Annotated in this window: 21 protein-coding genes; 11 read left to right on the forward strand and 10 right to left on the reverse strand. The window is 35.6% G+C overall.

The window, feature by feature from the left end:
* Positions 1-24: 24 nt before the first annotated feature.
* The 6 genes from qoxB (at position 25) to COE49_RS00120 (ending at position 5,700) form a co-directional block, all read left to right on the forward strand.
* Positions 25-1,959: a cytochrome aa3 quinol oxidase subunit I gene (gene qoxB / locus COE49_RS00095; RefSeq protein WP_140417488.1), complete on the forward strand. Its 1,935-nt coding sequence runs from the start codon at positions 25-27 to the stop codon at positions 1,957-1,959.
* Between the two features lie 13 nt (positions 1,960-1,972).
* Positions 1,973-2,575 carry a cytochrome aa3 quinol oxidase subunit III gene (gene qoxC, locus COE49_RS00100; protein WP_088232579.1) on the forward strand — a complete coding sequence of 201 codons (603 nt, stop codon included), beginning with the start codon at positions 1,973-1,975 and terminating at the stop codon, positions 2,573-2,575.
* Complete coding sequence (gene qoxD / locus COE49_RS00105) at positions 2,576-2,887, forward strand: cytochrome aa3 quinol oxidase subunit IV (RefSeq protein WP_088232578.1); 312 nt, start codon at positions 2,576-2,578, stop codon at positions 2,885-2,887.
* Between the two features lie 220 nt (positions 2,888-3,107).
* Entirely contained in the window at positions 3,108-4,937 is a 1,830-nt protein-coding gene (locus COE49_RS00110; protein ID WP_088232577.1) for a monovalent cation:proton antiporter family protein, read from the forward strand.
* A gap of 53 nt (positions 4,938-4,990) precedes the next feature.
* Positions 4,991-5,248, forward strand: coding sequence for a DUF4022 family protein (locus tag COE49_RS00115; RefSeq protein ID WP_140417487.1), 258 nt, complete (start codon positions 4,991-4,993; stop codon positions 5,246-5,248).
* 14 nt (positions 5,249-5,262) lie between these two features.
* Positions 5,263-5,700 carry a GNAT family N-acetyltransferase gene (locus tag COE49_RS00120; protein ID WP_088232576.1) on the forward strand — a complete coding sequence of 146 codons (438 nt, stop codon included), beginning with the start codon at positions 5,263-5,265 and terminating at the stop codon, positions 5,698-5,700.
* A gap of 39 nt (positions 5,701-5,739) precedes the next feature.
* On the opposite strand, the gene COE49_RS00125 is transcribed toward COE49_RS00120, so the two are convergent.
* The 3 genes from COE49_RS00125 to COE49_RS00135 all read right to left on the reverse strand — a co-directional run bounded on the left by COE49_RS00125 (position 5,740) and on the right by COE49_RS00135 (position 7,801).
* The gene (locus tag COE49_RS00125; protein ID WP_088232575.1) at positions 5,740-6,168 is read right to left on the reverse strand and encodes a hypothetical protein; all 429 of its coding nucleotides are present in this window, start codon (positions 6,166-6,168) and stop codon (positions 5,740-5,742) included.
* Position 6,169: 1 nt separating this feature from the next.
* Positions 6,170-6,373 carry a helix-turn-helix transcriptional regulator gene (locus COE49_RS00130; RefSeq protein ID WP_088232574.1) on the reverse strand — a complete coding sequence of 68 codons (204 nt, stop codon included), beginning with the start codon at positions 6,371-6,373 and terminating at the stop codon, positions 6,170-6,172.
* A 135-nt stretch (positions 6,374-6,508) separates the two neighbouring features.
* A complete protein-coding gene (locus COE49_RS00135) occupies positions 6,509-7,801 on the reverse strand; it encodes an NCS2 family permease (RefSeq protein WP_088232573.1) in 1,293 nt (430 codons plus the stop codon).
* A gap of 280 nt (positions 7,802-8,081) precedes the next feature.
* On the opposite strand from COE49_RS00135, the gene COE49_RS00140 reads away from it, so the two are divergent.
* The gene (locus COE49_RS00140; RefSeq protein WP_088232572.1) at positions 8,082-9,473 is read left to right on the forward strand and encodes an amino acid permease; all 1,392 of its coding nucleotides are present in this window, start codon (positions 8,082-8,084) and stop codon (positions 9,471-9,473) included.
* Between the two features lie 170 nt (positions 9,474-9,643).
* Positions 9,644-11,191 carry a DNA-binding protein gene (locus tag COE49_RS00145; RefSeq protein WP_098945636.1) on the forward strand — a complete coding sequence of 516 codons (1,548 nt, stop codon included), beginning with the start codon at positions 9,644-9,646 and terminating at the stop codon, positions 11,189-11,191.
* A gap of 35 nt (positions 11,192-11,226) precedes the next feature.
* On the opposite strand, the gene COE49_RS00150 is transcribed toward COE49_RS00145, so the two are convergent.
* The gene (locus COE49_RS00150; RefSeq protein ID WP_098945637.1) at positions 11,227-12,948 is read right to left on the reverse strand and encodes a DUF2339 domain-containing protein; all 1,722 of its coding nucleotides are present in this window, start codon (positions 12,946-12,948) and stop codon (positions 11,227-11,229) included.
* Between the two features lie 134 nt (positions 12,949-13,082).
* Positions 13,083-14,384 (reverse strand): branched-chain amino acid transport system II carrier protein BrnQ1, encoded by a 1,302-nt coding sequence (gene brnQ1, locus COE49_RS00155; RefSeq protein WP_088232569.1) that lies wholly within the window; start codon positions 14,382-14,384, stop codon positions 13,083-13,085.
* A 253-nt stretch (positions 14,385-14,637) separates the two neighbouring features.
* On the opposite strand from brnQ1, the gene COE49_RS00160 reads away from it, so the two are divergent.
* Positions 14,638-16,023 (forward strand): peptide MFS transporter, encoded by a 1,386-nt coding sequence (locus COE49_RS00160; RefSeq protein WP_088232568.1) that lies wholly within the window; start codon positions 14,638-14,640, stop codon positions 16,021-16,023.
* Positions 16,024-16,052: 29 nt separating this feature from the next.
* Here COE49_RS00160 and COE49_RS00165 read toward each other — a convergent pair whose 3' ends face one another.
* The 4 genes from COE49_RS00165 to COE49_RS00180 all read right to left on the reverse strand — a co-directional run bounded on the left by COE49_RS00165 (position 16,053) and on the right by COE49_RS00180 (position 18,828).
* A complete protein-coding gene (locus tag COE49_RS00165; RefSeq protein WP_088232567.1) occupies positions 16,053-16,685 on the reverse strand; it encodes a class A sortase in 633 nt (210 codons plus the stop codon).
* Positions 16,686-16,801: 116 nt separating this feature from the next.
* Positions 16,802-17,275 carry a DUF2178 domain-containing protein gene (locus tag COE49_RS00170; RefSeq protein ID WP_088232566.1) on the reverse strand — a complete coding sequence of 158 codons (474 nt, stop codon included), beginning with the start codon at positions 17,273-17,275 and terminating at the stop codon, positions 16,802-16,804.
* The gene (locus COE49_RS00175) at positions 17,268-17,486 is read right to left on the reverse strand and encodes a helix-turn-helix transcriptional regulator (RefSeq protein ID WP_000154011.1); all 219 of its coding nucleotides are present in this window, start codon (positions 17,484-17,486) and stop codon (positions 17,268-17,270) included. Before COE49_RS00175 ends, COE49_RS00170 begins: the two co-directional genes overlap by 8 nt.
* Positions 17,487-17,598: 112 nt before the next feature.
* On the reverse strand, positions 17,599-18,828 hold the full coding sequence (locus COE49_RS00180) for a 3D domain-containing protein (RefSeq protein ID WP_088232565.1): 1,230 nt from the start codon (positions 18,826-18,828) through the stop codon (positions 17,599-17,601).
* 484 nt (positions 18,829-19,312) lie between these two features.
* Between COE49_RS00180 and COE49_RS00185 the strand changes: the two genes are divergently transcribed.
* Both COE49_RS00185 and COE49_RS00190 read left to right on the forward strand, forming a co-directional pair.
* Positions 19,313-19,993, forward strand: coding sequence for a methyl-accepting chemotaxis protein (locus COE49_RS00185; RefSeq protein WP_373605065.1), 681 nt, complete (start codon positions 19,313-19,315; stop codon positions 19,991-19,993).
* A gap of 134 nt (positions 19,994-20,127) precedes the next feature.
* Positions 20,128-20,940 carry an undecaprenyl-diphosphate phosphatase gene (locus COE49_RS00190; RefSeq protein WP_088232563.1) on the forward strand — a complete coding sequence of 271 codons (813 nt, stop codon included), beginning with the start codon at positions 20,128-20,130 and terminating at the stop codon, positions 20,938-20,940.
* A 238-nt stretch (positions 20,941-21,178) separates the two neighbouring features.
* Here the strand turns inward: COE49_RS00190 and COE49_RS00195 are convergent, their stop codons facing one another.
* Entirely contained in the window at positions 21,179-21,382 is a 204-nt protein-coding gene (locus COE49_RS00195) for a hypothetical protein (RefSeq protein ID WP_088232562.1), read from the reverse strand.
* Positions 21,383-21,520: the final 138 nt, after the last annotated feature.

Raw genomic sequence — 21,520 nt, forward strand, 5'->3', positions numbered from 1 at the left:
TTCCAACAGATTGGAGTGAACACAGTGAAGCTTGATGAATTCTTTGTCACAGGTGACCCGATTATTTACGGTGCAGACGCTTCTATCGTCCTTGTGACATTAGCAATCATTTTCGTACTAACAAAGTATAAAAAATGGAAATGGCTTTGGGACGAATGGTTAACAACTGTTGATCATAAAAAAATCGGAGCCATGTATATTATTTCTGCGGTTATCATGTTATTCCGTGGTGGTATGGACGGTTTAATGATCCGTGCTCAATTAACATTCCCGGAAACAACTTATTTAAACGCTGAACACTATAACGGAATCTTTACAACACATGGTACAGTTATGATTCTTTTCATGGCAATGCCATTCGTTATGGGATTAATGAACCTTGTAGTACCGTTACAAATTGGTGCTCGTGACGTTGCATATCCGTTCTTAAATGCTTTAAGTTTCTGGTTATTCTTTGTCGGAGCAATGTTATTCAACATCGCTTTCGTAATCGGTGGTTCTCCAGACGCTGGGTGGACTTCTTACTTCCCAATGGCAGGTACAGAGTTTACTTCTGGTGTAGGAAATAACTTCTACGCAATTGCATTACAGATATCCGGTCTCGGTACGTTAATGACAGGTATTAACTTCCTAGTTACGATCTTAAAAATGCGTACACCTGGTATGACTTTAATGAGAATGCCAATGTTTACTTGGTCAATCTTAATTACAACAGTCATCATTATTTTCGCTTTCCCAGTATTAACAGTTGCTCTTGCATTAATGACATTTGACCGTCTATTCGATGCTCACTTCTTTACGATGGCGAGCGGCGGTATGCCAATGTTATGGGCCAACCTATTCTGGGTATGGGGTCACCCTGAAGTATATATCGTTATTTTACCGGCATTCGGTATTTTCTCTGAAATCATTAGTACATTCTCACGTAAACGTCTATTCGGTTACAGTGCGATGGTATACTCAATGGTTGCAATTTCTTTACTAAGTTTCGTCGTATGGCTTCACCACTTCTTTACGATGGGTGCAGGTCCAGCGGTTAACTCATTCTTCTCGATTTCGACAATGGCGATTTCGATTCCAACCGGGGTTAAGATCTTTAACTGGTTGTTTACACTGTATAAAGGACGTATTCGTTTTACAGTTCCAATGCTTTGGTCATTGGCATTTATTCCAAACTTCGTAGTCGGTGGGGTTACAGGGGTTATGCTTGGTATGGCAGCAGCTGATTATCAGTACCATAACAGCTACTTCCTAATCGCTCACTTCCACTACGTATTAATCGCAGGTACAGTATTCGCTATGCTTGCTGGATTCACATTCTGGTATCCAAAAATGACAGGTCATATGTTAAATGAACGCCTAGGTAAATGGACATTCTGGATCTTTATGAGCGGATTTAACATCTGTTTCTTCCCAATGTACTTCTTAGGTTTAGACGGTATGACTCGTCGTATGTACACTTACTCTGAAAGCCTTGGATGGGGTTGGTTGAACCAAATCGCATCTGTCGGCGCAGTAATGATGGGTATCGGATTCGTACTTCTTTGTTACAACGTAATTTGGAGTGCACGCCACGGTGAGCGTGACACAACTGGAGATCCATGGGATGGCCGTACGCTTGAATGGGCAACTCAATCTCCTGTACAACATTACAACTTCGCGAAACTTCCTGAAATTAAAGAAGCTGATGCTTTCTGGTTCATGAAAAAACGCGGAGAAACAGTTACACCAACAGCAGAAGAATTAAAACCAATTCACATGCCAAGTAACTCTGGCGTGCCTATTATTGCGTCTTTATTCTTCGGTCTTGCAGGTTTTGCATTAGTATTTAGCTGGTTCTGGATTGCAGCAATCGGCGGCGTTGGTATTTTAGCTTGCTTAATCTATCGTTCATTCGATTATGACGATGGTTACTACGTAAGTGTTGATGAAATTAAAGAAACAGAACATATAGCATGAGAGGTGAAATGACATGGCGGCTTTAGATAAAAGCTTACCTTTGGAATATCAATCCGAACAAAGCAGATTGAACATCCTAGGATTCTGGATTTTTCTTGGGGCTGAAATTATGCTGTTCGCAACACTTTTCGCCTCTTATCTAGTCCTTGCTGGTCGTACGGCAGATGGCCCAACACCAGCGCAACTGTTTGAACTTAAAACACTTTTAATTCAAACAATACTACTTTTAACAAGTAGTTTCACATGTGGTATCGTAATTCACGAAATGCGTAAGCATAACCAAAAAGCAATGCTTGGATGGTTCATCCTTACATTACTTTTAGGCGCAGGCTTCCTATTCTTCGAAATTGAAGAATTTATTTTGTACGTTGGTGAAGGCGCAACAATTCAAACAAGTGCTTTCTTATCTGGATTCTTCGTTCTTCTTGGAACGCACGGTGCCCACGTAACAGGTGGTATCATCTGGGCGACTTGTGTTATTATCCAAATTTTAAAACGAGGTTTAACACCAGTTACAGCTCGTAAAGTATTTATTATCAGCTTATACTGGCATTTCCTTGATCTTGTTTGGGTCTTTATTTACACACTAGTTTACTTGAACGGGATGGTGGCATAAATGAGTCAACATAACAATCAAGCAAACAGTCATGCGCATAGCGGATTCCCATGGTCACACGTTTTCGGATTTATTTTATCGCTTGCACTAACGTTTCTAGCGTTATACGTGGCACTTTACACAACCCTGCCACTTTCAACGATTTTAACAACTATCATCATAATGGCAGTTGCGCAAGCGTTGTTACAATTAATTATGTTCATGCACTTAAAAGAAGGAGAAGGAAGAATTCAAGTTCTTACAATGATATACAGTTTCTTCGTTGCAGCAGCAACAGTTGGTTTAACTGTATGGATTTTCTTCTCAATGTAATTTGCATGAAAAAGACTGCTGAGGAATCTCAGCAGTCTTTTTTTATCCCCTCTCCTATTACATCCACATTACGGAATTTTCAACAGAATCATGAAATATATACTTATTATGACAAATGTTAAGAAAACTCTTTCTTTATGAAATCGAATCCATATGCGTTGCTTTTCTTCCTATTATATGGCTAAATAGGTACTATATTTATTTGAAGGGAGAGAACGCAATGGAACATCACACTTCTGTTCTATCACTTATGGTTGTCGTTGCAATCGCGTTTTTCGTTCCCCTTTTGTTACAACGCTTTAAATTAAAAGCACTTCCTGTCGTTGTTGCAGAAATTATCGCAGGAATCTTTGTAGGTAAAAGTGGATTTAACATCATTGAGCCAGATATGTGGCTTCAAGTCTTATCAACACTAGGATTTATCTTCCTAATGTTCTTAAGTGGTTTAGAAATTGACTTTTCGATCTTTAAGCAAAAAGGGAAAAAGAATACGACAAACGAACCAAATACATTCCAAGCAGCTAGCATGATCTTCTTATTTATTTTCATCTTATCTTACGCCCTATCATTATTATTCGTATGGCTAGGATTTGTAGACAATGCAATGTTCATGACTTTAATTATTTCAACTATTTCTTTAGGTGTTGTCGTGCCAACATTAAAAGAAAATAACTTAGGAAAAACGGCAATCGGACAAATCATTTTATTAGTCGCTGTTATTGCTGACTTAGTTACAATGATTTTACTCGCTGTATTCGTCGGATTACATTCCGAAAGCGGTCAAAGCATGTGGCTTCTACTTCTTCTATTCGGCGCTGGTATTGTCATTTACTTTGTCGCAAGACGCTTCAAAAACATTCCATACCTAGAAAACTTAAAAGCCGGTAGTGTACAAATTGATACACGAGCTGTTTTTGCACTCATTTTAATATTAGTTGGTTTATCTGAATCTGTTGGGGCAGAAAATATTTTAGGTGCCTTCTTAGCAGGTGTACTCGTATCGTTATTATCACCAAATGAAGATATGGTAGAAAAACTTGATTCCATCGGATATGGTTTCTTCATCCCCATTTTCTTCGTAATGGTTGGTGTAAATCTAGAAGTTTGGTCTATTTTCAAAGAACCTTCAAGTATGCTAATGATTCCAATATTAATTGTAGGACTATTTATCTCAAAACTATTACCATCACTCGTTTTACGAAAATGGTATCCACGTAATATCGTACTCGGAAGTGCCATCCTATTAACATCAACACTTTCTTTAGTTATTGCGGCTGCACAAATCGGTGAAAAATTAGAGATCATTAGTCCAAGTTTATCAGCTTCTCTTATTTTAAGTGCAGTTATTACTTGTATTTTTGCACCTATATTATTTAAAAAGATGTTCCCAAAAGTAGAAACACCAAAACCAAAAGTATCTATTATTGGTGCGAGCAGAATTACCCTTCCGCTATCGCTTGATTTAAAACGAGAAGACTATGACGTAACGCTATATATGATACGCCAAAATAAACTAAATGATGAGGAAGCGACATCCCATGACTTCCCTATCGTTAAACTTGATGAAATGACAATTGAATCATTAACTGAACAAACAGCCTTTGATGCAGATCGTGTTGTTGTTGCAACAAGCGATGATGGGCAAAACTTATTATTAGCAGAACATGCAAAAGAGCTAGGTGTTGAACATGTCATTGCAAGCGTAGAAGATCCACTTCTACAAGAAAAAGCAACGCAAGAACATATTGCAGTATTCTCAACAATTAACTCTACACGTATTTTATTACGTGCCCTTATTGATAAGCCAAGTCTCGTTCGTTTAATTACAACAGCGAATGAAACAGTACGTGAAGTTGAACTGCGTAGCAATACATATAACGGTGTTGCACTACGTCGCCTTCCGTTTTTAGGTGATGTACTCGTCATTCAAATTTATCGCGGCAATAAAGCATTAATACCGCACGGTGATACGAGACTCCAACACGGTGATACTTTACTTGTAACAGGTTCAAAAGAACATATCGATACATTGAAAAGCATATTAGAATAAAAAAATGCCCCTCATATAATTGAGGGGCATTTTTTAAAGTTCCATATGGTAAAATGTTACTATCATATATTATGGGGATGGATCACATTATGTCTATTGCAACTTTAGCTCTATTATTATTAGCGGAAGTACTCGTCGCCATTATTCTCATCGGTATTAGTATTGAAATTTGTAGTTACGGCTGGAAGAAATCAAATGGAGTCAAATACACTTGTCTCTTCCTTTCCCTCCTTCTTGGAACCGCTAGCATACTCGGACTTTTCGCTGCACCAGCCTACTTCTTTATACAACTAACCGAAAAAAGCTTATAAGAAAGGATGTTAATATGATTACCGTGAAAAATATTGATGGGTCTGAAACTTACGTATTACGTCAAAAAATTTTGCGACCGAGTCAAACATTAGCAGATTGTAAATATTCTTCTGACTTCGAAGTAAACACTTTCCACTTAGGCGCTTTTGTAAACGATGAACTGATTAGTATTGCTTCCTTCTCAAAAGAAATATATCCTTCCTTACCAGCTGGTAGCCATTATCGACTACGTGGAATGGCTACATTACCAAAATTTCGAAACAAATACGCTGGAAGCTCCTTAATCCAGAAAGCTGAGCAAATCTTACAAGAGCGTAACGCAAACATTTTATGGTGTAATGGCCGAATTACTGTAGCTGACTATTACAAACGATTAGGTTTCCACGAACATGGTGAAATCTTTGAAATTGAACCGATTGGCCTTCATAAAGTTCTGTATAAAAAAATATAAGCAAAGCTTTCCTCAATGCAGGAAAGCTTTGCTTATATTTCAATCTTCACTTTTTATCCTTTTCATATATATGTATATAAACAAACTAGGAACTGAAAAACAAGCAAACATAATAAGTGCTGTTATACTAATTTCCTTTATTGAAATATCTGGTGTTACAATGATACAAATAGCTAAAATCCCAATCACAACACCTACCGGAATGAATAATAACTTCATGAAATAACGACGCGATACTCCTCCTGTATGCTCATACACTTCCACTGAATTTTTTAAATTTAAAAAGTTAATAACTACTATCCCGCCCATAAATACCATTAATAAATCCGAAACACTTTCATATCCCGCTCCTTGCAAGACATAGCGATAAAAAACAATACCTAGTATGACAATATTTTGTAAGACGAAAGCTAATCTAATATGTTTTAATCCCTCAATCATTAAACGTTCATCTTTCACGATTTTCACCCTATCCCCCCTGTTCCTCCCAAAATAAATCATTCAATGTTTTGTCTACCGCATAACAAATTTTCAAACATAAATCTAAAGACGGATTGTATTTCCCCTTTTCAATTAAACTAATCGTTTGCCTTGTAACGCCTACTTTTTCTGCTAACTGTTGCTGTGTTAAATCTAACTGAACACGCGCGACTTTTATTTTACTTACAGCCATTCATGCTCCTCCTCTACATTAATTGTAACATATATATTCCATTAAGTAATTTATAATTTGCGTAATGATTTAAGTTTCACCTTATTATACACAAAAAAGGGCCTCTCATAAGAAGCCCCCTCTCCTATATCTATACTATAAGAATAAATGACATCCAAATAAAATTGTAAATAAGTATAGTAACGGATGTACTTCCATCCCTTTCCCTTTCACAATCTTTAAGACTGGATACACTAAAAATCCAATTGCAATTCCATTCGCAATACTAGACGTTAACGGAATACCTACGAAGATTAAAAATGCTGGTAATGCATCTTCAAACTCATTCCAATTAATATCACGTATACTTTGCGCCATTAAACTACCTACAATAATTAATGAAGGAGCTGTAATAGCAGCTACACTTGATAAAGACGCAATAACAGGACTGAAAAATGCCGTTATAATTGTTAGTCCAACAACCACAATACCTGTTAATCCAGTTTTACCACCTGCAGCAATACCCGCTGATGATTCAATCGTCGCTGCTGTTGGGCTTGTTCCAAAGATAGAGCCTGTCGTTCCGCCAATCGCATCTGCGATAAATGCTTTACCAAAACGCTTCTCCGTATTATCTGTAATTAAACCTGCTTGTTTAATTAAACCGAGTAATGCACCTGTCGTATCAAATAAAAGCACAAGTAAAAATGAAAATACAACACCATACAATCCGTATTCAACTACATCTGAAAATGCATTGATTGGATTTGAAACGATAATTCCTTCTGGTAAATGAGGCATCGCAACAATTTTATCAGCAAACTTCAGTTGCCCTGTAAAGAAGGCGATAACTCCTGTCACAAGCATACTAATAAATAATGCACCACTCACACGTAATGTCATTAATACCGCCGCTAAAATTAAACCAATTAAAGTTAATATAACGGCTGGAGAATGAAAATCACCAATCGTCACTAAATTAGATGGATGATCCACGATAATTCCAGAAAGGCGTAATCCAATGAACGCAATAAATAGCCCAATTCCACCTGCAATTGCATGCTTTAAACTATCAGGAATTGCAACAATTAGCTTTTGCCTAAATGAAGTGAAAGATAATAAAAGAAAAATGATACCTGTTACAAATACTGCTGAAAACGCAATGACATATGTAATCCCCTCTGCCTGTTGAACAACAGAATAAGCAAAATATGCATTCATTCCCATAGCTGGAGCAATAACGATTGGATAGTTAGCTAAAAACGACATACATAGCGTCCCAATAACTGTCGCAATAATAGTTGCCGTAAAAGCTTGATCAAATGGTACACCTGCATCAGATAATATTTTCGGATTGATGACAAGAATATACGCAAATGTAAAAAAAGTTGTGATGCCAGCTAAAAGCTCTTGCTTCACAGAAGTGTTATATTTTTGTAATTGAAACATGCTTATGTACCCTTCCTACATCTGAATTATTATTACATATTCTTTTCTTACTAGTATGTGAGAAAATATAATACTTAATCTTAACAATCAATAAAAAGAAGAGTCAATATATTCTCTAATAGTGAGAATTTTAAGTTTAAGTCTGACAAGTTCAGATATAGTACAGTTCTTTATGATTATTTTTGTAGCATAACAGATAGAAATGTTTTATAATTTGAAATAGTTAAATATTTAGTACAAACATTCAAATATCGGTCATTCTACAAGGGGGATTCTTCTTATGCAGCACTCAAACAAATCTGGAACTTTAAACCGTGGTTTAAAAGAACGACATATTACTTTAATGTCACTTGGTTCAGCTATTGGCGTTGGCCTATTTTTAGGATCCGCTTCTGCTATTAAACTAGCTGGCCCTTCTATTTTACTAGGCTATATGATTGCCGGACTCGTTATTTTTTTCATTATGCGAGCACTTGGAGAAATGGCAATTGAACAGCCTGTTGCTGGTTCTTTTAGTAAATATGCAAATGATTATATTGGACCACTAGCTGGCTATATTACCGGTTGGAACTATTGGTTCTTATGGGTTGTTACTTGTATGGCTGAAATTACGGCGGCAGGGATTTATATGCAGTACTGGTTCCCAGATATTCCACGCTGGACTTGGGCACTCTTAGCTCTATTATTAATGAGTGCTTTCAACTTCTTATCCGTAAAAGTCTTTGGAGAACTTGAGTTTTGGTTTGCTCTCATTAAAATTGTCACAATTATCTGTATGATAGTAGTTGGAACTGGCATTATTTTATTCGGATTTGGAAATGGTGGCATCGCTACTGGCATTTCAAACCTTTGGTCACATGGTGGCTGGTTCCCTAATGGCTTTTCTGGATTACTACTCTCCTTGCAAATGGTACTATTCGCTTATTTGGGAGTTGAACTAATCGGTGTTACTGCTGGTGAAGCTCAAAATCCGAAGAAAACAATCGCAAAAGCAATTGATAACGTATTTTGGAGAATCTTAATCTTCTACGTTGGGGCATTATTCGTTATGATGGCAATTTATCCATGGAACGAACTTGGTGAGAAAGGAAGTCCATTCGTATTAACATTCCAACAAATCGGTATCGCAAAGGCAGCGGGTATTATAAACTTTGTTGTTTTAACAGCTGCACTTTCTTCTTGTAACGGCGGTTTATTTAGTACAGGCCGTATGCTATATACATTAGCACAACAAAAGAAAGCCCCTGAACGATTCGGTCGTTTAAATAAAAACGGTATCCCAAGTCAAGGAATTGTAGCAACAGCAATCGTTTTACTCGTCGGCGTTATATTAAACTATCTTGTTCCTGCTAAAGTATTTACATGGCTTACTAGCATTTCAACTTTCGGGGCAATTTGGACTTGGGGCATTATTTTAGTCGCTCAAATTAAATTCCGAAAAGGATTGCAAACTGATAAAAGGGACAACCTAACATATAAAATGCCTTTACATCCATTCAGTTCATATTTCTCACTCGGTTTCCTCGGACTTGTACTAGGTATAATGGCCTATTCGGAAGATACACGAATCGCATTGATTGTTGGCCCAATTTGGCTTATCGGCTTAGCGATCGTATATTACATGAAAGGGTTTCATAAGAGTGATGAAACACCTAATTCAAAAATAAGTTAAACCTGTGATCTCTTCCTATTTACCGGAAGAGATTTTTCATTATTCACACAAATATTTATCAATCAAATTAACGCTATCTTTACACTATTTAATATTTTCTGTCTTTCTTTCCTGAACAAAATAGATTACATTATGAAAGCACATATATTTATTATTAGGGGGATTCTTCTATGAAGAATAAAAAATGGATTACATTTTCTTTAGCAGCAGCAATTACACTTAGTATAGGAAGTTCGTACATTCCGGCTACTTATGCCGAAAGCTCAGCAAATCCGGCTCCTGAAATTGCCGCAAAAGTTGTAAATCAAAACAATGGGAAGAAAGTATTATTCGATAATACACACGGTCAAACTGCCGGCACCGCTGACTGGGTTATTGATGGCGGCTTTTCTGACTTTGGAAACGGCATTGCCCAAAACGGATATCATGTAAAGGAACTCCGTAAATCAACACCTATTACGTACGAAGATTTAAAAGATTACAATGTATTTATCGTTCCAGAAGCTAATATTCCTTACAAGAAATCTGAACAAGACGCAATGTTACAATACGTGAAAAATGGCGGTAGTATCTTCTTTATTGCCGATCATTATAATGCGGATCGTAATAAAAATCGTTGGGACTCTTCTGAAGTATTCAATGGATATAGACGCGGTGCTTGGGATACTCCGGCAAAAGGAATGTCAAACGAGGAAGTAACTTCACAAGCTATGCAAGGAGTAGAAAGCTCTGATTGGCTAGCTGACAACTTCGGTATTCGTTTCCGCTACAATGCAATTGGTGATGTTGCAGCTAAAAATATTGTGTCACCTGAACAATCATTCGGAATTACAGAGGGGGTTTCATCTGTAGCAATGCATGCTGGTTCAACTCTAGCAATTACAAACCCAAAACTAGCAAAAGGACTTGTTTACCTTCCAGAAAACCCATCAAAATGGAATAACGCTGTTGATAGTGGTGTTTATAATGGCGGTGGTGTTGCAGAAGGTCCTTACGCTGCAATCGCAAAAGTAGGACTTGGAAAAGCGGCCTTCATTGGGGACTCTTCTCCTGTTGAAGATGCATCGCCAAAATACGTTCGTGAAGATTCTGGCCAAGCAAAGAAAACTTATGATGGATATAAAGAAGAAAACGATGCTATTTTGCTAGAAAACATCGTAAATTGGCTATCGAAGAAAGAAACATTTACAAGTTTAGACCAAGTTAACGGTTTACAGCTTGATGCACCTACAGCTCTACAAACATTTGAACAACCAAGTTTATCAACAGAACCACAACCAGAGCCTTGGAGTGCACCAAACGCAGGTTATCAATGGTTTAATACAAATACTTTTAAATCAGGATCATACGGTTATAACGGTGCAGTAACAGCAAACGACTACGTAGTTACACATCCTAGCACATTACCAAACAATGAAGTATTCCAAATAAAGATTCAAGTGAATAACTTACTACCAAATACAACTTATAACAACTATTCTTTAGGTATATTCACTACTGGCGGTACACAAGTAGCAAAAGTTCAAAATGCAAACGGTACTTGGCCATCTACTTTCGGATATAGCAATGTATTCTCTTTCACAACAAACAGCTTAGGCTCTGCTGAAAAAATTGCAAATGTGCAAATCAATCCAAATACAACTGGACAAGCAACGCTTCGTCTACGCCAAAATACAACAACGAAATATAATGAGGCTGTAACGATTAACAAAAAATAATGAAAAAGGCAATCCGCATATGGATTGCCTTCTTTTTACTTTTCTTCCTTTGAGAAAAACATTCTTGAAATAACGATACCTATACTACCTACAATTAAAAATAACACTGCCCTAATCATCATTGATACTTCTGGTAAGTCCAGAAGGAATAGCTTCCCTATCGTTACGACTAACACGACTAAACCAGCATACAATATTTCATTCATGTTTCTATTTCTTCCAAGCCAAACTGCAAATAATGCATATACCATCCATAATAACGATACAGGTACGCTTATTATACTTCCATCTGTAGAAAGAACTTCACCGACTCTCGTAATTGCAACGAATACAATGACCATAAACGAATAGAGTGCTATAGAATAAACATATTTTCCAAAGCTTATTAACACATCTTTCGCTTGTTTCATGCAATAATAAAATGTACCTATTAAAATAAGGTGAGCAACAAATCCAGATGAGAGGAATTGATCAAATGGGCTAAAAATCGTCTGTATCATTCCAATCGCGTAAATCGTTGCACTCACATACAATTTTATCTGTTGTTTTACTTTAATAGCAGTAATCATACCGAGGAAACCTTGTAACAATAATACGATTGCTGCATTCACTAAACTGTATTCATATAAAATTGCTAAACTAAATGCTCCCATTGCGAAACCAAATAACAGATTTGTAAATGTAGAGTGTCTATTCTTCCTATATTCAAATACGAACATAATAGCATGCACGAGTGCACTAATGATTAATCCCCATGTTGTGAATTCTGGAATTTTTGCAATGGTTAATACAAAGAAAACGACATTCGCACTAAATATCGCCAAGCGTGGTTCTAATATAAAACTTCTCTCCGTAAACATATGCCAAAATAATAGTAAATGAATTAAGCCATAAACAAACGTTAATTGTATTTGCAAATTCTCTACTAACATTGACATAACCGCAAAGAAAACAAAAAGGACAATCGCAGCAACAGCATAAGAAATCATATATAAATACTTATAATGATTTTTTAACGCATACCATAATAAACTAAGCGTTAATATCGTCTCATATCCAAAGAAAATGTAAGGATTAGGAGTCGTACTATTTAACAAGAATGGCACAAAGAACGCCCCGACCGCTACGAAAATAGTGAGATATTCCGATTGATATCTTTTCGCTAAATAAATGCCTAAAATGACCCATGCAATATTACAAATAAATGCGACACTTGCTGGAATGAATCCATATAAATAATGTGCCGCAAACGTTGTTAAAACAATACCCGTAATACTCCCTCCAGCTAATACTAGCCCTAAAGCTTGCCGCTCTCGTTTAATTTGAACATCCCCTATATAATACAAACCGATAGATAGGGCGATACCAAACACAATTCGTATCGCTGGTGTTAATAAACCAGCATCTACCCCTGCTTTAAATAACCAAATAACCCCGAGTAACATAATACCGACAAATATGCGCGGCAACCACGTTTGGCAAAACTTAATAATATTGAATGGTTCCGGTTTAAAAGCAGATATATTTACTTGTTTTTCCTCAATTTCTTGCATGGGCTCTTTAATTGTAACTACATTTTCTTGTGATTTTTCATCCACTATCGGTTCAATATACGCTTTCTTTTCCTTACGAACATGTTGCTGAGCGTTTTCTATTTCTATTTCTCTTCGTTTCGCTTTCAATTCAGAAAGTGCTTCTTGAATCGTGTCTATTGCAGTTTCGAGTGCTTCTATTTTCTTATCCAGATCTTCCTTCATACGCTCCCCCCTCATCTCCCATTTAAAACCTATATATTACCAATTACCTTCATCATACTATTAGTCTATTCATTTTCAAAAGTATTTTTCCAAAAAAAGAAAGGTGTTTTCCGAAATAGGAAAACACCTTTTACTTATTTCTTCTTATTTAGAGCAATACTAACGATGCTGCCAATACAAGCACCTATAATAGCTGGAACAATCCACCCAACACCTTCTGTATAAAACGGAATGTATTTCAATACTGACGTCCACTGATCCATCAGTACATTTTTATTTAAAATATCAATCGCACTAAATAACGCTACGATTCCAATGGTTACCGAATATACATATACATACTTTCCGATATACTTATGGAATAACCCTAAAATAATAAGGGTTAGTGCAACCGGATAAATAAATCCGAGAATTGGTACTGATACTTTTAAAATTTGCGTTAATCCTAAGTTAGCTAAAACCATACTAATAAAACTTAATATAAACGCCCAAACTTTATAAGATACTTTCGGAAATACACTAGCGAAAAATTGACTACAGGACGTAACGAGTCCGATCGAAACACATAAACACGCAATAGTAAAAATAAGACCTAATAAAACTACCCCGCCTTGTCCAAATAATGCCGTCATAACTTGTGCTAACACTTGCGCACCGTTATCAAATGTACCTAACGAGCCACTAATTGAACCAACATATCCGAGGACGACATAAATAATAGATAGTAATAGTCCTGCCCCGATTCCAGCAATACTCATATATTTCGCTAAACCTTTATCATCTTCAACACCTTTTGCACGTAGAGCATTTGCAATCACAATCCCAAAAATTAAAGCTGCTAGCGCATCCATCGTTAAATATCCATCTAAAAACCCTTGGAACATAGGCGCTTGTCCATAGTTTCCAGCAGGCTCTTTCAAACTGCCTACTGATGTAAACATACTTTTTATAAATATAATGGCAATCATACATAATAATAAAGGTGTTAAAACCTTTCCAAACAAGCCCATTAATTTAGATGGGGATAAACTTAACCAATAAACAATACTAAAGAAAATAACCGTGTAAAACAATAATACAATGCCTCCCGCTTCTGGGAGCAACTGCCCTGGACCCATTTCAAATGCTAAACTTCCTGCACGTGGTATACCAAGACCAGGTCCAATAAACAAGTACACAATACACGGAAAAATAATTGCAAATGAAGGATGAACTCTCCCCGCTAACGTTTGAAAACTTCCCGCTTTCGCAATAGCAATAACACCTAATATTGGAAGTCCTGTTGCTGATATAATAAAACCTAACAGTGCAATCCATACATGTTCTCCTGCTTCATATCCAAGGAAAGGCGGAAATATAAGATTCCCTGCTCCAAAGAACATAGAGAATAACATAAGACTAATAAGTAAAATTTCTTTTTTCTGTAACAATTTCATTTCTTTCTCCTTCGTCAATTTCATCACGCATGAAATCTATTCCACACATAGGAAAAACGCGATAATCCGCTTCCTTACAAAGAAAACATAGTCCATAGTCTATCACAAAAGAATCACCCATTCTATAGCTATACCCCTTTTCCAATTTCTTCTGAAAAATCGACCTTTATTGACTTTTAATAGTTAATAAAGTAAACTATTAAATATACAAAACTATTCACTTTGTTTTTGTTTGTGTCAGGAGGAAAATTACATGGAATCAGCGATACAACTAGAAAAAGAACAACAAAGAAAAAAGAAACATCCTCCAGGTTTATACTTACTCTTCTTTACAGAAATGTGGGAAAGATTTAGTTACTATGGATTAAGAGGATTATTAACATTATATTTAACGACAGCTTTAGTAAGCGGTGGTCTTGGGTTTAGTCCAGCATGGGCACTCTCTATTTACGGATTTTATACTGGAGCCTGTTATTTCACACCAATGATTGGTGGATACTTAACAGACCGTTTTCTAGGTAAACGAAAAGCCATCACAATTGGTGGTATAACAATGGCAATCGGTAACCTTACACTATTTGCCTTGCAAAACCAATTAGGCCTATACCTCGGATTAGCGCTTATTATTATTGGTAATGGATTCTTCAAACCAAATATATCTACACTTGTTGGAGAATTATATGAAGAGCATGATCCAAAACGTGATAGTGCATTTACCATTTTCTATATGGGTATTAACGTCGGTTCATTTTTAGCTCCACTCGTTTGCGGGTTTTTGTCAGAAAATTTATTCAAAACAACAGTAGATGGCGTTGTTCATTACGGATTCCGTTACGGTTTCTTAGCGGCTTCAATCGGAATGATCATTGGACAAATTTTATTTACAACACTATCTAATCGCTTCCTTGGTGATATTGGTAAAAAACCAACTCGCGATTTACAAACGGCTGCTGGACAACCAACAGTAGGCGATACACCGTTAACAAAAAAAGAAAAACAACGTACCGCAGTGATCGTCATTTTAACATGCTTCGTTGTCTTCTTCTGGGCTGGCTTTGAACAAGCTGGTAGTTCGTTAACATTATATACAAACAACTTTGTAGACCGCTCTGTGTTCGGATGGGAAGTTCCAACGTCTTGGTTCCAATCGGTCAACCCGTTATTTATTATTTTACTTGCTCCAATCATTTCAGCATTATGGGCAAAACTTGCAACTAGAAAAAAAGGGGACTTAAAAATCCCAACAAAAATGGGACTTGGTATGATCCTACTCGGTATTGGTTATATCATCCTCGTTATCGCTACATTAAAAACAGGTAGTGATGAACATAACATTACAGAAAAAGCAAACTTACTATTTATCGTCTTTACGTATCTTTTCCATACGTTAGGTGAACTATTCTTATCACCTGTTGGACTATCAATGGTTAGTTCACTCGCTCCAGTAAAACTTGCTTCTTTATTAATGGGAGTATGGCTAGCAAGCTCAGGAATCGCCAACATTTTAGGCGGACAACTTGCTAGCTTCACAACTTCACTTGGATATTCTGAAGTATTTACAGTAATCGGAGCTGCCGCAATTGTCTTAGGGTGTGTTTTATTATTAATTTCTAAGAAATTAGTGAAATGGATGGAATAAAAAAGATGAGGAATTTCTCCTCATCTTTTTTATTTCTTCGCCTTCGTTCCTACTAAATCACCAGCAACAACATAACGCTTAGAATTGTCCTTCACAGATACACATGTAATAAGCGTTATCTCATCTTTTCCATGATCCTCTACAACTTCCCACTTATCAGGAGTTACTTCAGATATACCCGTAACTGCATACTCATATTCATTTTCATTATCATACAAATAAATTTTATCGCCCTTTTTCAAAGATGCTATATCGCTAAATAAAACACCTTTTTTAGACATATTATGTCCTGCTAGTGCGTAATTGCCTTTTCCCATTACTTGATTTTCTTTTACTGTCGCTGCACCTGATAATAGGTTTTTCTCAGTAGAAACTTTTAAAATAGGAAGTTCTAATGAAACACTTGGAATCGAAATACGGCCGATCACTTGTTTCCTATCTAATGATGCATTCGCTACTTCTGCCAAGTCTGGCTGATTAATTTTTGAAGCATCTACAAATTCCGTCTCATGCTTTTCATAATCCATCTTTTGAACAGCCTGTACATTTTCAGTCTGTTTCTTTTCAGCCTGATATCCGTCATAAAATGGCTTCCCGATTAAAAAACCACCTACAACAAATAGAAGGATTGCTACTATACTATAAATTCTTTGCTTATTCATATACAATTCCTTTCCGTTACAAAATCTTACTCTATATAAAATGATAAGATAATATCGCTATATGTACAAGTATAAGCTAAAAAGAAACCTTCTTGCCGGTGCAAGAAGGTTTCTTTTTAAGCTAATTTATTTCTGTATAGTGATACGTGGAATACTGTCATTTGAATAAAGAATATAGAAAATATAATATACAACGGATAGCCTGGAAGATATTCATTGGTAATAGGAGAAAGAGTTAAAAATCCAACTGCACAAGGTAACACGTACCATAATGAAACAAAAGTTGTTCGACAAGCTTTCTCCGTAATTGCTTTTTCACGCTCATCTTCTAGCGGAAATAATAATGGATACATCCAGAAGGATAAATTTTTGTATTTTTTCTTTTGAATTCTATAAAAAATTGTAACTATAGTTGCTCCAATAAATAATAAAATGAATGGTACTCCATTAAACCATACTTCAAATGGGAACTTCTCGTTTTTAATTATATCTGCTAGCTCTGTAGTAACACCATACAGTTCAACAAATGTCCAGCATGCTAACGCAGTATAAAGCACGTTTACAATATAAGAAAAAGCAATTCTATTCATCCTCTTCCCCCTCCTTATTTAAAACAAACACATCTTCCATCTTTAACTGGAATACATCACAAATCGTAAGTGCTAATAACAAAGAAGGAACGTAATCCCCTTTTTCAATTGCAGCAATTGTTTGTCTCGTCACTCCAACCTTTTCCGCTAATACACTTTGCGAAAAATTAAAGCGTGCTCTTAATTCTTTTACCCTGTTTAAAATGGTCAAATTTACCACCTCTCACCCTCATTGTATGCTATCCTTAACAAAATGTAAACTCAACTTAACATTATTTTTATAAAAAAATCCAACTTTACGTATTGTAAAGTTGGATCACGTTTTAGTTTAAGATTGTAACTTTAACTGTTCTTCTACCCCAAGCATTAGCTGTCGCTGAATCCGGCATTAATAAATCAATAATATGACCTTTAATTGCACTACCAGTATCTCCAGCAATCGCTGTTCCATATCCTTCTACATATACAGTAGAACCTAACGGTATAACAGCTGGATCTACAGCAATTAATTTCATGTTTGGATTTGCAGTTAAATCATGCCCTAACTTAGATTTTACAGTTTCACCTGGTTTATAGCCATTTTCAGATGGATCAGCTGTATAAGCAGTTGCTGTTACATAAAATTCTTTTCCACCTTGAGCTGGTTTCGTGTCAGGCTTAGACTCTGACGCCGTATTTTTTGCTGCAGGCTCTGCTGGCTTAGCTACTTCTGCTTTCGCTTTCGCTAAAGCTTCTTGCTCAGCCTTTGCAGCTGCTTCTGCTTTTGCACGCTCTTCTGCTGCAATTCTTGCTGCTTCTTGTTCACGAGCAATCGTTTCTTGTACTGCCTTCATATTTGATTCAATTTTAGCTTTCTCTTCTGCTGCTAAATTGATTTCGCTTGCAAGCTGATTATATTTCGCTTGAACTGTTTGTAAGTTATCTTGACGTTTTTTCAAGTTATCTTGCAAATCAGCTTGTGCTTTTGCCAATTTTTGCTTATCCACTACTAAAGATGCTTCTTTTTCGTCAATCGCTTTTTTATCTTCTTCAATTTGACGAAGATCTTGTTCTTGTAGACGTAAAATTTCTTTATCTGCATCTAAAATTGTAGACACTGCATTCATACGTTGTATGAAATCAGCAAAGTTTTTTGATTCTACAACAACTTCTACTACTAAACTCGTATTTGAGCTATTTTGAACAGAAACCATACGTTTTTTCATAATATCCTTACGAGCAAGGACTTTATCTTCTAAAACGATAATATCTGCTTTTTTTTGTTCAATCTGCTTATGTGTTTCATCAATTTTACGTTGAATAGCAGCTTGATCCTCTTTATTTTTTGCAATTGTATTATTTAAATTATGTAGTTCGTTTTCGATACCTTGAATTTCTTTAGTAACAGCTTGCTTCTCTTGCTCTTTCTTCTGCATATCTGCATCGTTTTGCTGCAATTGCTGTTGCATGTTGTTAAGTTTCTCGTCGTTTGACTCTGCTTTTACAGCGACTGTACTAGAAAGACCGATGATTCCTGCTAATACTAGACTACTGATTCGCTTAAAATAGTTCATAATCCGACTCCCTTCATATACAGTTATACATGATTTATTTTACAGTTTGTTTACAATACTATTAAATACAGTTTATTTTTCATGACAAAAAAAGGGAATCACGAACAAAATGTAATAGATTCTTAAATATTTAACAATTCCTATATTTATAAATTATAAAAAATGCTAAAATCCAAATATAGAGAAAATACAAATTCTGAAGGCGGTTGAAATAAATACAATGTTTACTCAAAAAAAAACACTCCAACATAAAATTGATCAATTAGAAAATCGTATACACGAATTAGAAGCTGAATTAAAACAAAAAGATATTGAAAAACGAGAAATAATCTCCACTATCCACGATCGTGTACAAAGCGTCGTTCAAGAGCATCAACTTGTAAATAACCAACACCATATACTTCAAAATTTAGTTCAACAATTAAACTCATGTTTTGAAAATGTTTCAACACGTACGACACATTCCAATGAATTAAACAGTGAAATGTTACAAAAAGAACAAAGCTTAATTCAGTCTATTGAAGAAATTATTGACTGCTCTAATGAAGGAAAAGAATCTGTTCACCGCTTACTTATTGTAATTAATAAATTAGGTGAACAATCTCAACGCACATCTAACAGCATGAATCATTTAAGTGAACGCTCAAAAGAAATTGAGCAAATTGTAGAAGTCATTCAAAACATCGCAGCGCAAACAAATCTACTGGCGTTAAATGCAAGTATTGAAGCTGCACGTGCTGGAGAGCATGGTAAAGGGTTCGCTGTTGTTGCCAATGAAGTAAGAAAACTAGCAGAAAGTACTGCAGAGAGTACAAAAAATATTGGTAACTTAACGAAAAAAATTCAAGAAGAAATTGAAAAAGCGTACGAAAATACAAAAGATAATTTACATTTGGTCGATGAAGGTGTAGAAATGAGTGCCGATACAAACGCTAGAATCGAAAATATTTTAATTATGATTCAAACGTTACAAAATGGCGCTACAAACGTTATTCAAGCGATCGAAAATCAGAAATCTTGTAATGATGATATATTACGAGAATTTGCCAACACTCAACAAATGTTCCAAAAATTAAATACTACCATTATGAACCATATTCATGATGCTGAAAAAGTCGATGTTCAACTGACTAAAGGTCTTCAAGAAACGGCAGCTTCTCATTAATGATAAAAATCCCTTATAGCGTTATAGGGGATTTTTTTATTGTATTCCGAATATTTCTTTCTTCTCAATATTCATCCATATCTTTGTTATAATGGAAAAGTTGTTTCTTTATACTAATTAACAAGGAGGATGTTATGGAACAATTTTACTACATTTTAAAATATTTAATTCTTGGTTTGTTCCAAGGACTAACAGAACCAATTCCGATTTCTTCAAGTGGTCACCTCGTTTTAGCACAACATTTGCTAGGACTAAAAATAGAAGGGTTTAGCTTTGAACTACTTGTTAATTCAGCTTCATTATTAGCTGTATTACTTATTTATAGAAATGACTTAATTCGTCTAACGAAAAATGGTATATCTTATATATTTACAAGAGCAGAAGACGCAAAATCAGATTTCTTCTTTATTATTTACCTTGTAATTGCAACGATTCCAGCAGGTGTCATTGGTGTTTTATTTAAAGATTATATCGATCAGTACTTAAAAGGTGTGAAAATGGTTGGGATTTCCCTTCTCATTACTGCTATCGGCCTTTGGATTATTAGAAACTTACGTGGACGTAAAAATGATGGTGATCTTTCTATGAAAGATGCAATCATTGTCGGATTAGCTCAAGCTTGCGCACTCATTCCTGGAATAAGCCGATCTGGTGCTACAATCGTAGCAGCGATGTTACTTGGTATGAAGCAAGAAACAGCTCTTCGCTTCTCATTCTTACTATACATTCCTGTTAGTTTAGGTGGTTTATTGCTAAGTATTACAGACATTGCAAATGATCCAAATCTAGACACTTTATTCGTACCATATATCGTTGCTTTCGTCGCAACATTTATCATGACATATATTTCATTAAAATGGTTTATGAACATTATGGCAAAAGGAAATTTAAAATATTTCTCCTTCTATTGTATTATCGTAGGTGTACTTACTATTATTTTCTTATAAGGTGAAGACTTTTGCGGGTAGCCCCCCACCCAACTTTTTTGTTTTCGCTGAATGTTGAGATAGGGTCTTACTGCCCGCAAATAGCGGGATAAAATGAACTTACAAATTTGAAGCGAGTCATTCTATTAATATAGAATGACTCGCTTTTGTATACTCCGATTAAAATAAAACCTATCATTATAAGAGAGTTCATCTAGTATTTCCCCTCTTACCTTTATCATAGAGTAAGAGGGGTTTCTTATACATAAACTTTCTTTTCTTGACAATACAAACGAATAACATGCTTATTTTGTTGAAATACATCATGTGTTAGGCGAATAATAATAAAGTTTCTTTTTACTTGATTGTCATGAACAAAAATCTGTTCCCCCTCCTGAAAATGCCACGCACTTTCAAAAGTCGTAATATGACCTCCGCTTACAGAAAACAGCTCATATTGCATCACTTGTACCCTCTCTCAATTTATATAATCACAATATCTTTATATTAAATTTATTATAACTTAAACCTTCTAAAATTTGTAATTTTTTCTATTTCAAACTATTATAACTTTGTTTTACATTCTTTTTAGCGCTATAAT

The organism is Bacillus sp. AFS029637, assembly GCF_002584985.1.
Classification (GTDB): domain Bacteria; phylum Bacillota; class Bacilli; order Bacillales; family Bacillaceae_G; genus Bacillus_A.

Coding starts and splice junctions, on each gene's coding strand:
- COE49_RS00180 (WP_088232565.1), bottom strand. CDS start 18,828: ATGAACTATTTTAAGCGAATCAGTAGTCTAGTATTAGCAGGAATCATC.
- COE49_RS00170 (WP_088232566.1), bottom strand. CDS start 17,275: ATGAATAGAATTGCTTTTTCTTATATTGTAAACGTGCTTTATACTGCG.
- COE49_RS00195 (WP_088232562.1), bottom strand. CDS start 21,382: ATGCAATATGAGCTGTTTTCTGTAAGCGGAGGTCATATTACGACTTTT.
- COE49_RS00115 (WP_140417487.1), top strand. CDS start 4,991: ATGTTACTATCATATATTATGGGGATGGATCACATTATGTCTATTGCA.
- qoxD (WP_088232578.1), top strand. CDS start 2,576: ATGAGTCAACATAACAATCAAGCAAACAGTCATGCGCATAGCGGATTC.
- qoxC (WP_088232579.1), top strand. CDS start 1,973: ATGGCGGCTTTAGATAAAAGCTTACCTTTGGAATATCAATCCGAACAA.
- COE49_RS00160 (WP_088232568.1), top strand. CDS start 14,638: ATGGAATCAGCGATACAACTAGAAAAAGAACAACAAAGAAAAAAGAAA.
- COE49_RS00130 (WP_088232574.1), bottom strand. CDS start 6,373: ATGGCTGTAAGTAAAATAAAAGTCGCGCGTGTTCAGTTAGATTTAACA.
- COE49_RS00165 (WP_088232567.1), bottom strand. CDS start 16,685: ATGAATAAGCAAAGAATTTATAGTATAGTAGCAATCCTTCTATTTGTT.
- COE49_RS00145 (WP_098945636.1), top strand. CDS start 9,644: ATGAAGAATAAAAAATGGATTACATTTTCTTTAGCAGCAGCAATTACA.
- COE49_RS00150 (WP_098945637.1), bottom strand. CDS start 12,948: ATGAAGGAAGATCTGGATAAGAAAATAGAAGCACTCGAAACTGCAATA.
- COE49_RS00110 (WP_088232577.1), top strand. CDS start 3,108: ATGGAACATCACACTTCTGTTCTATCACTTATGGTTGTCGTTGCAATC.
- COE49_RS00190 (WP_088232563.1), top strand. CDS start 20,128: ATGGAACAATTTTACTACATTTTAAAATATTTAATTCTTGGTTTGTTC.
- COE49_RS00140 (WP_088232572.1), top strand. CDS start 8,082: ATGCAGCACTCAAACAAATCTGGAACTTTAAACCGTGGTTTAAAAGAA.
- COE49_RS00185 (WP_373605065.1), top strand. CDS start 19,313: ATGTTACAAAAAGAACAAAGCTTAATTCAGTCTATTGAAGAAATTATT.
- brnQ1 (WP_088232569.1), bottom strand. CDS start 14,384: ATGAAATTGTTACAGAAAAAAGAAATTTTACTTATTAGTCTTATGTTA.
- COE49_RS00135 (WP_088232573.1), bottom strand. CDS start 7,801: ATGTTTCAATTACAAAAATATAACACTTCTGTGAAGCAAGAGCTTTTA.
- COE49_RS00120 (WP_088232576.1), top strand. CDS start 5,263: ATGATTACCGTGAAAAATATTGATGGGTCTGAAACTTACGTATTACGT.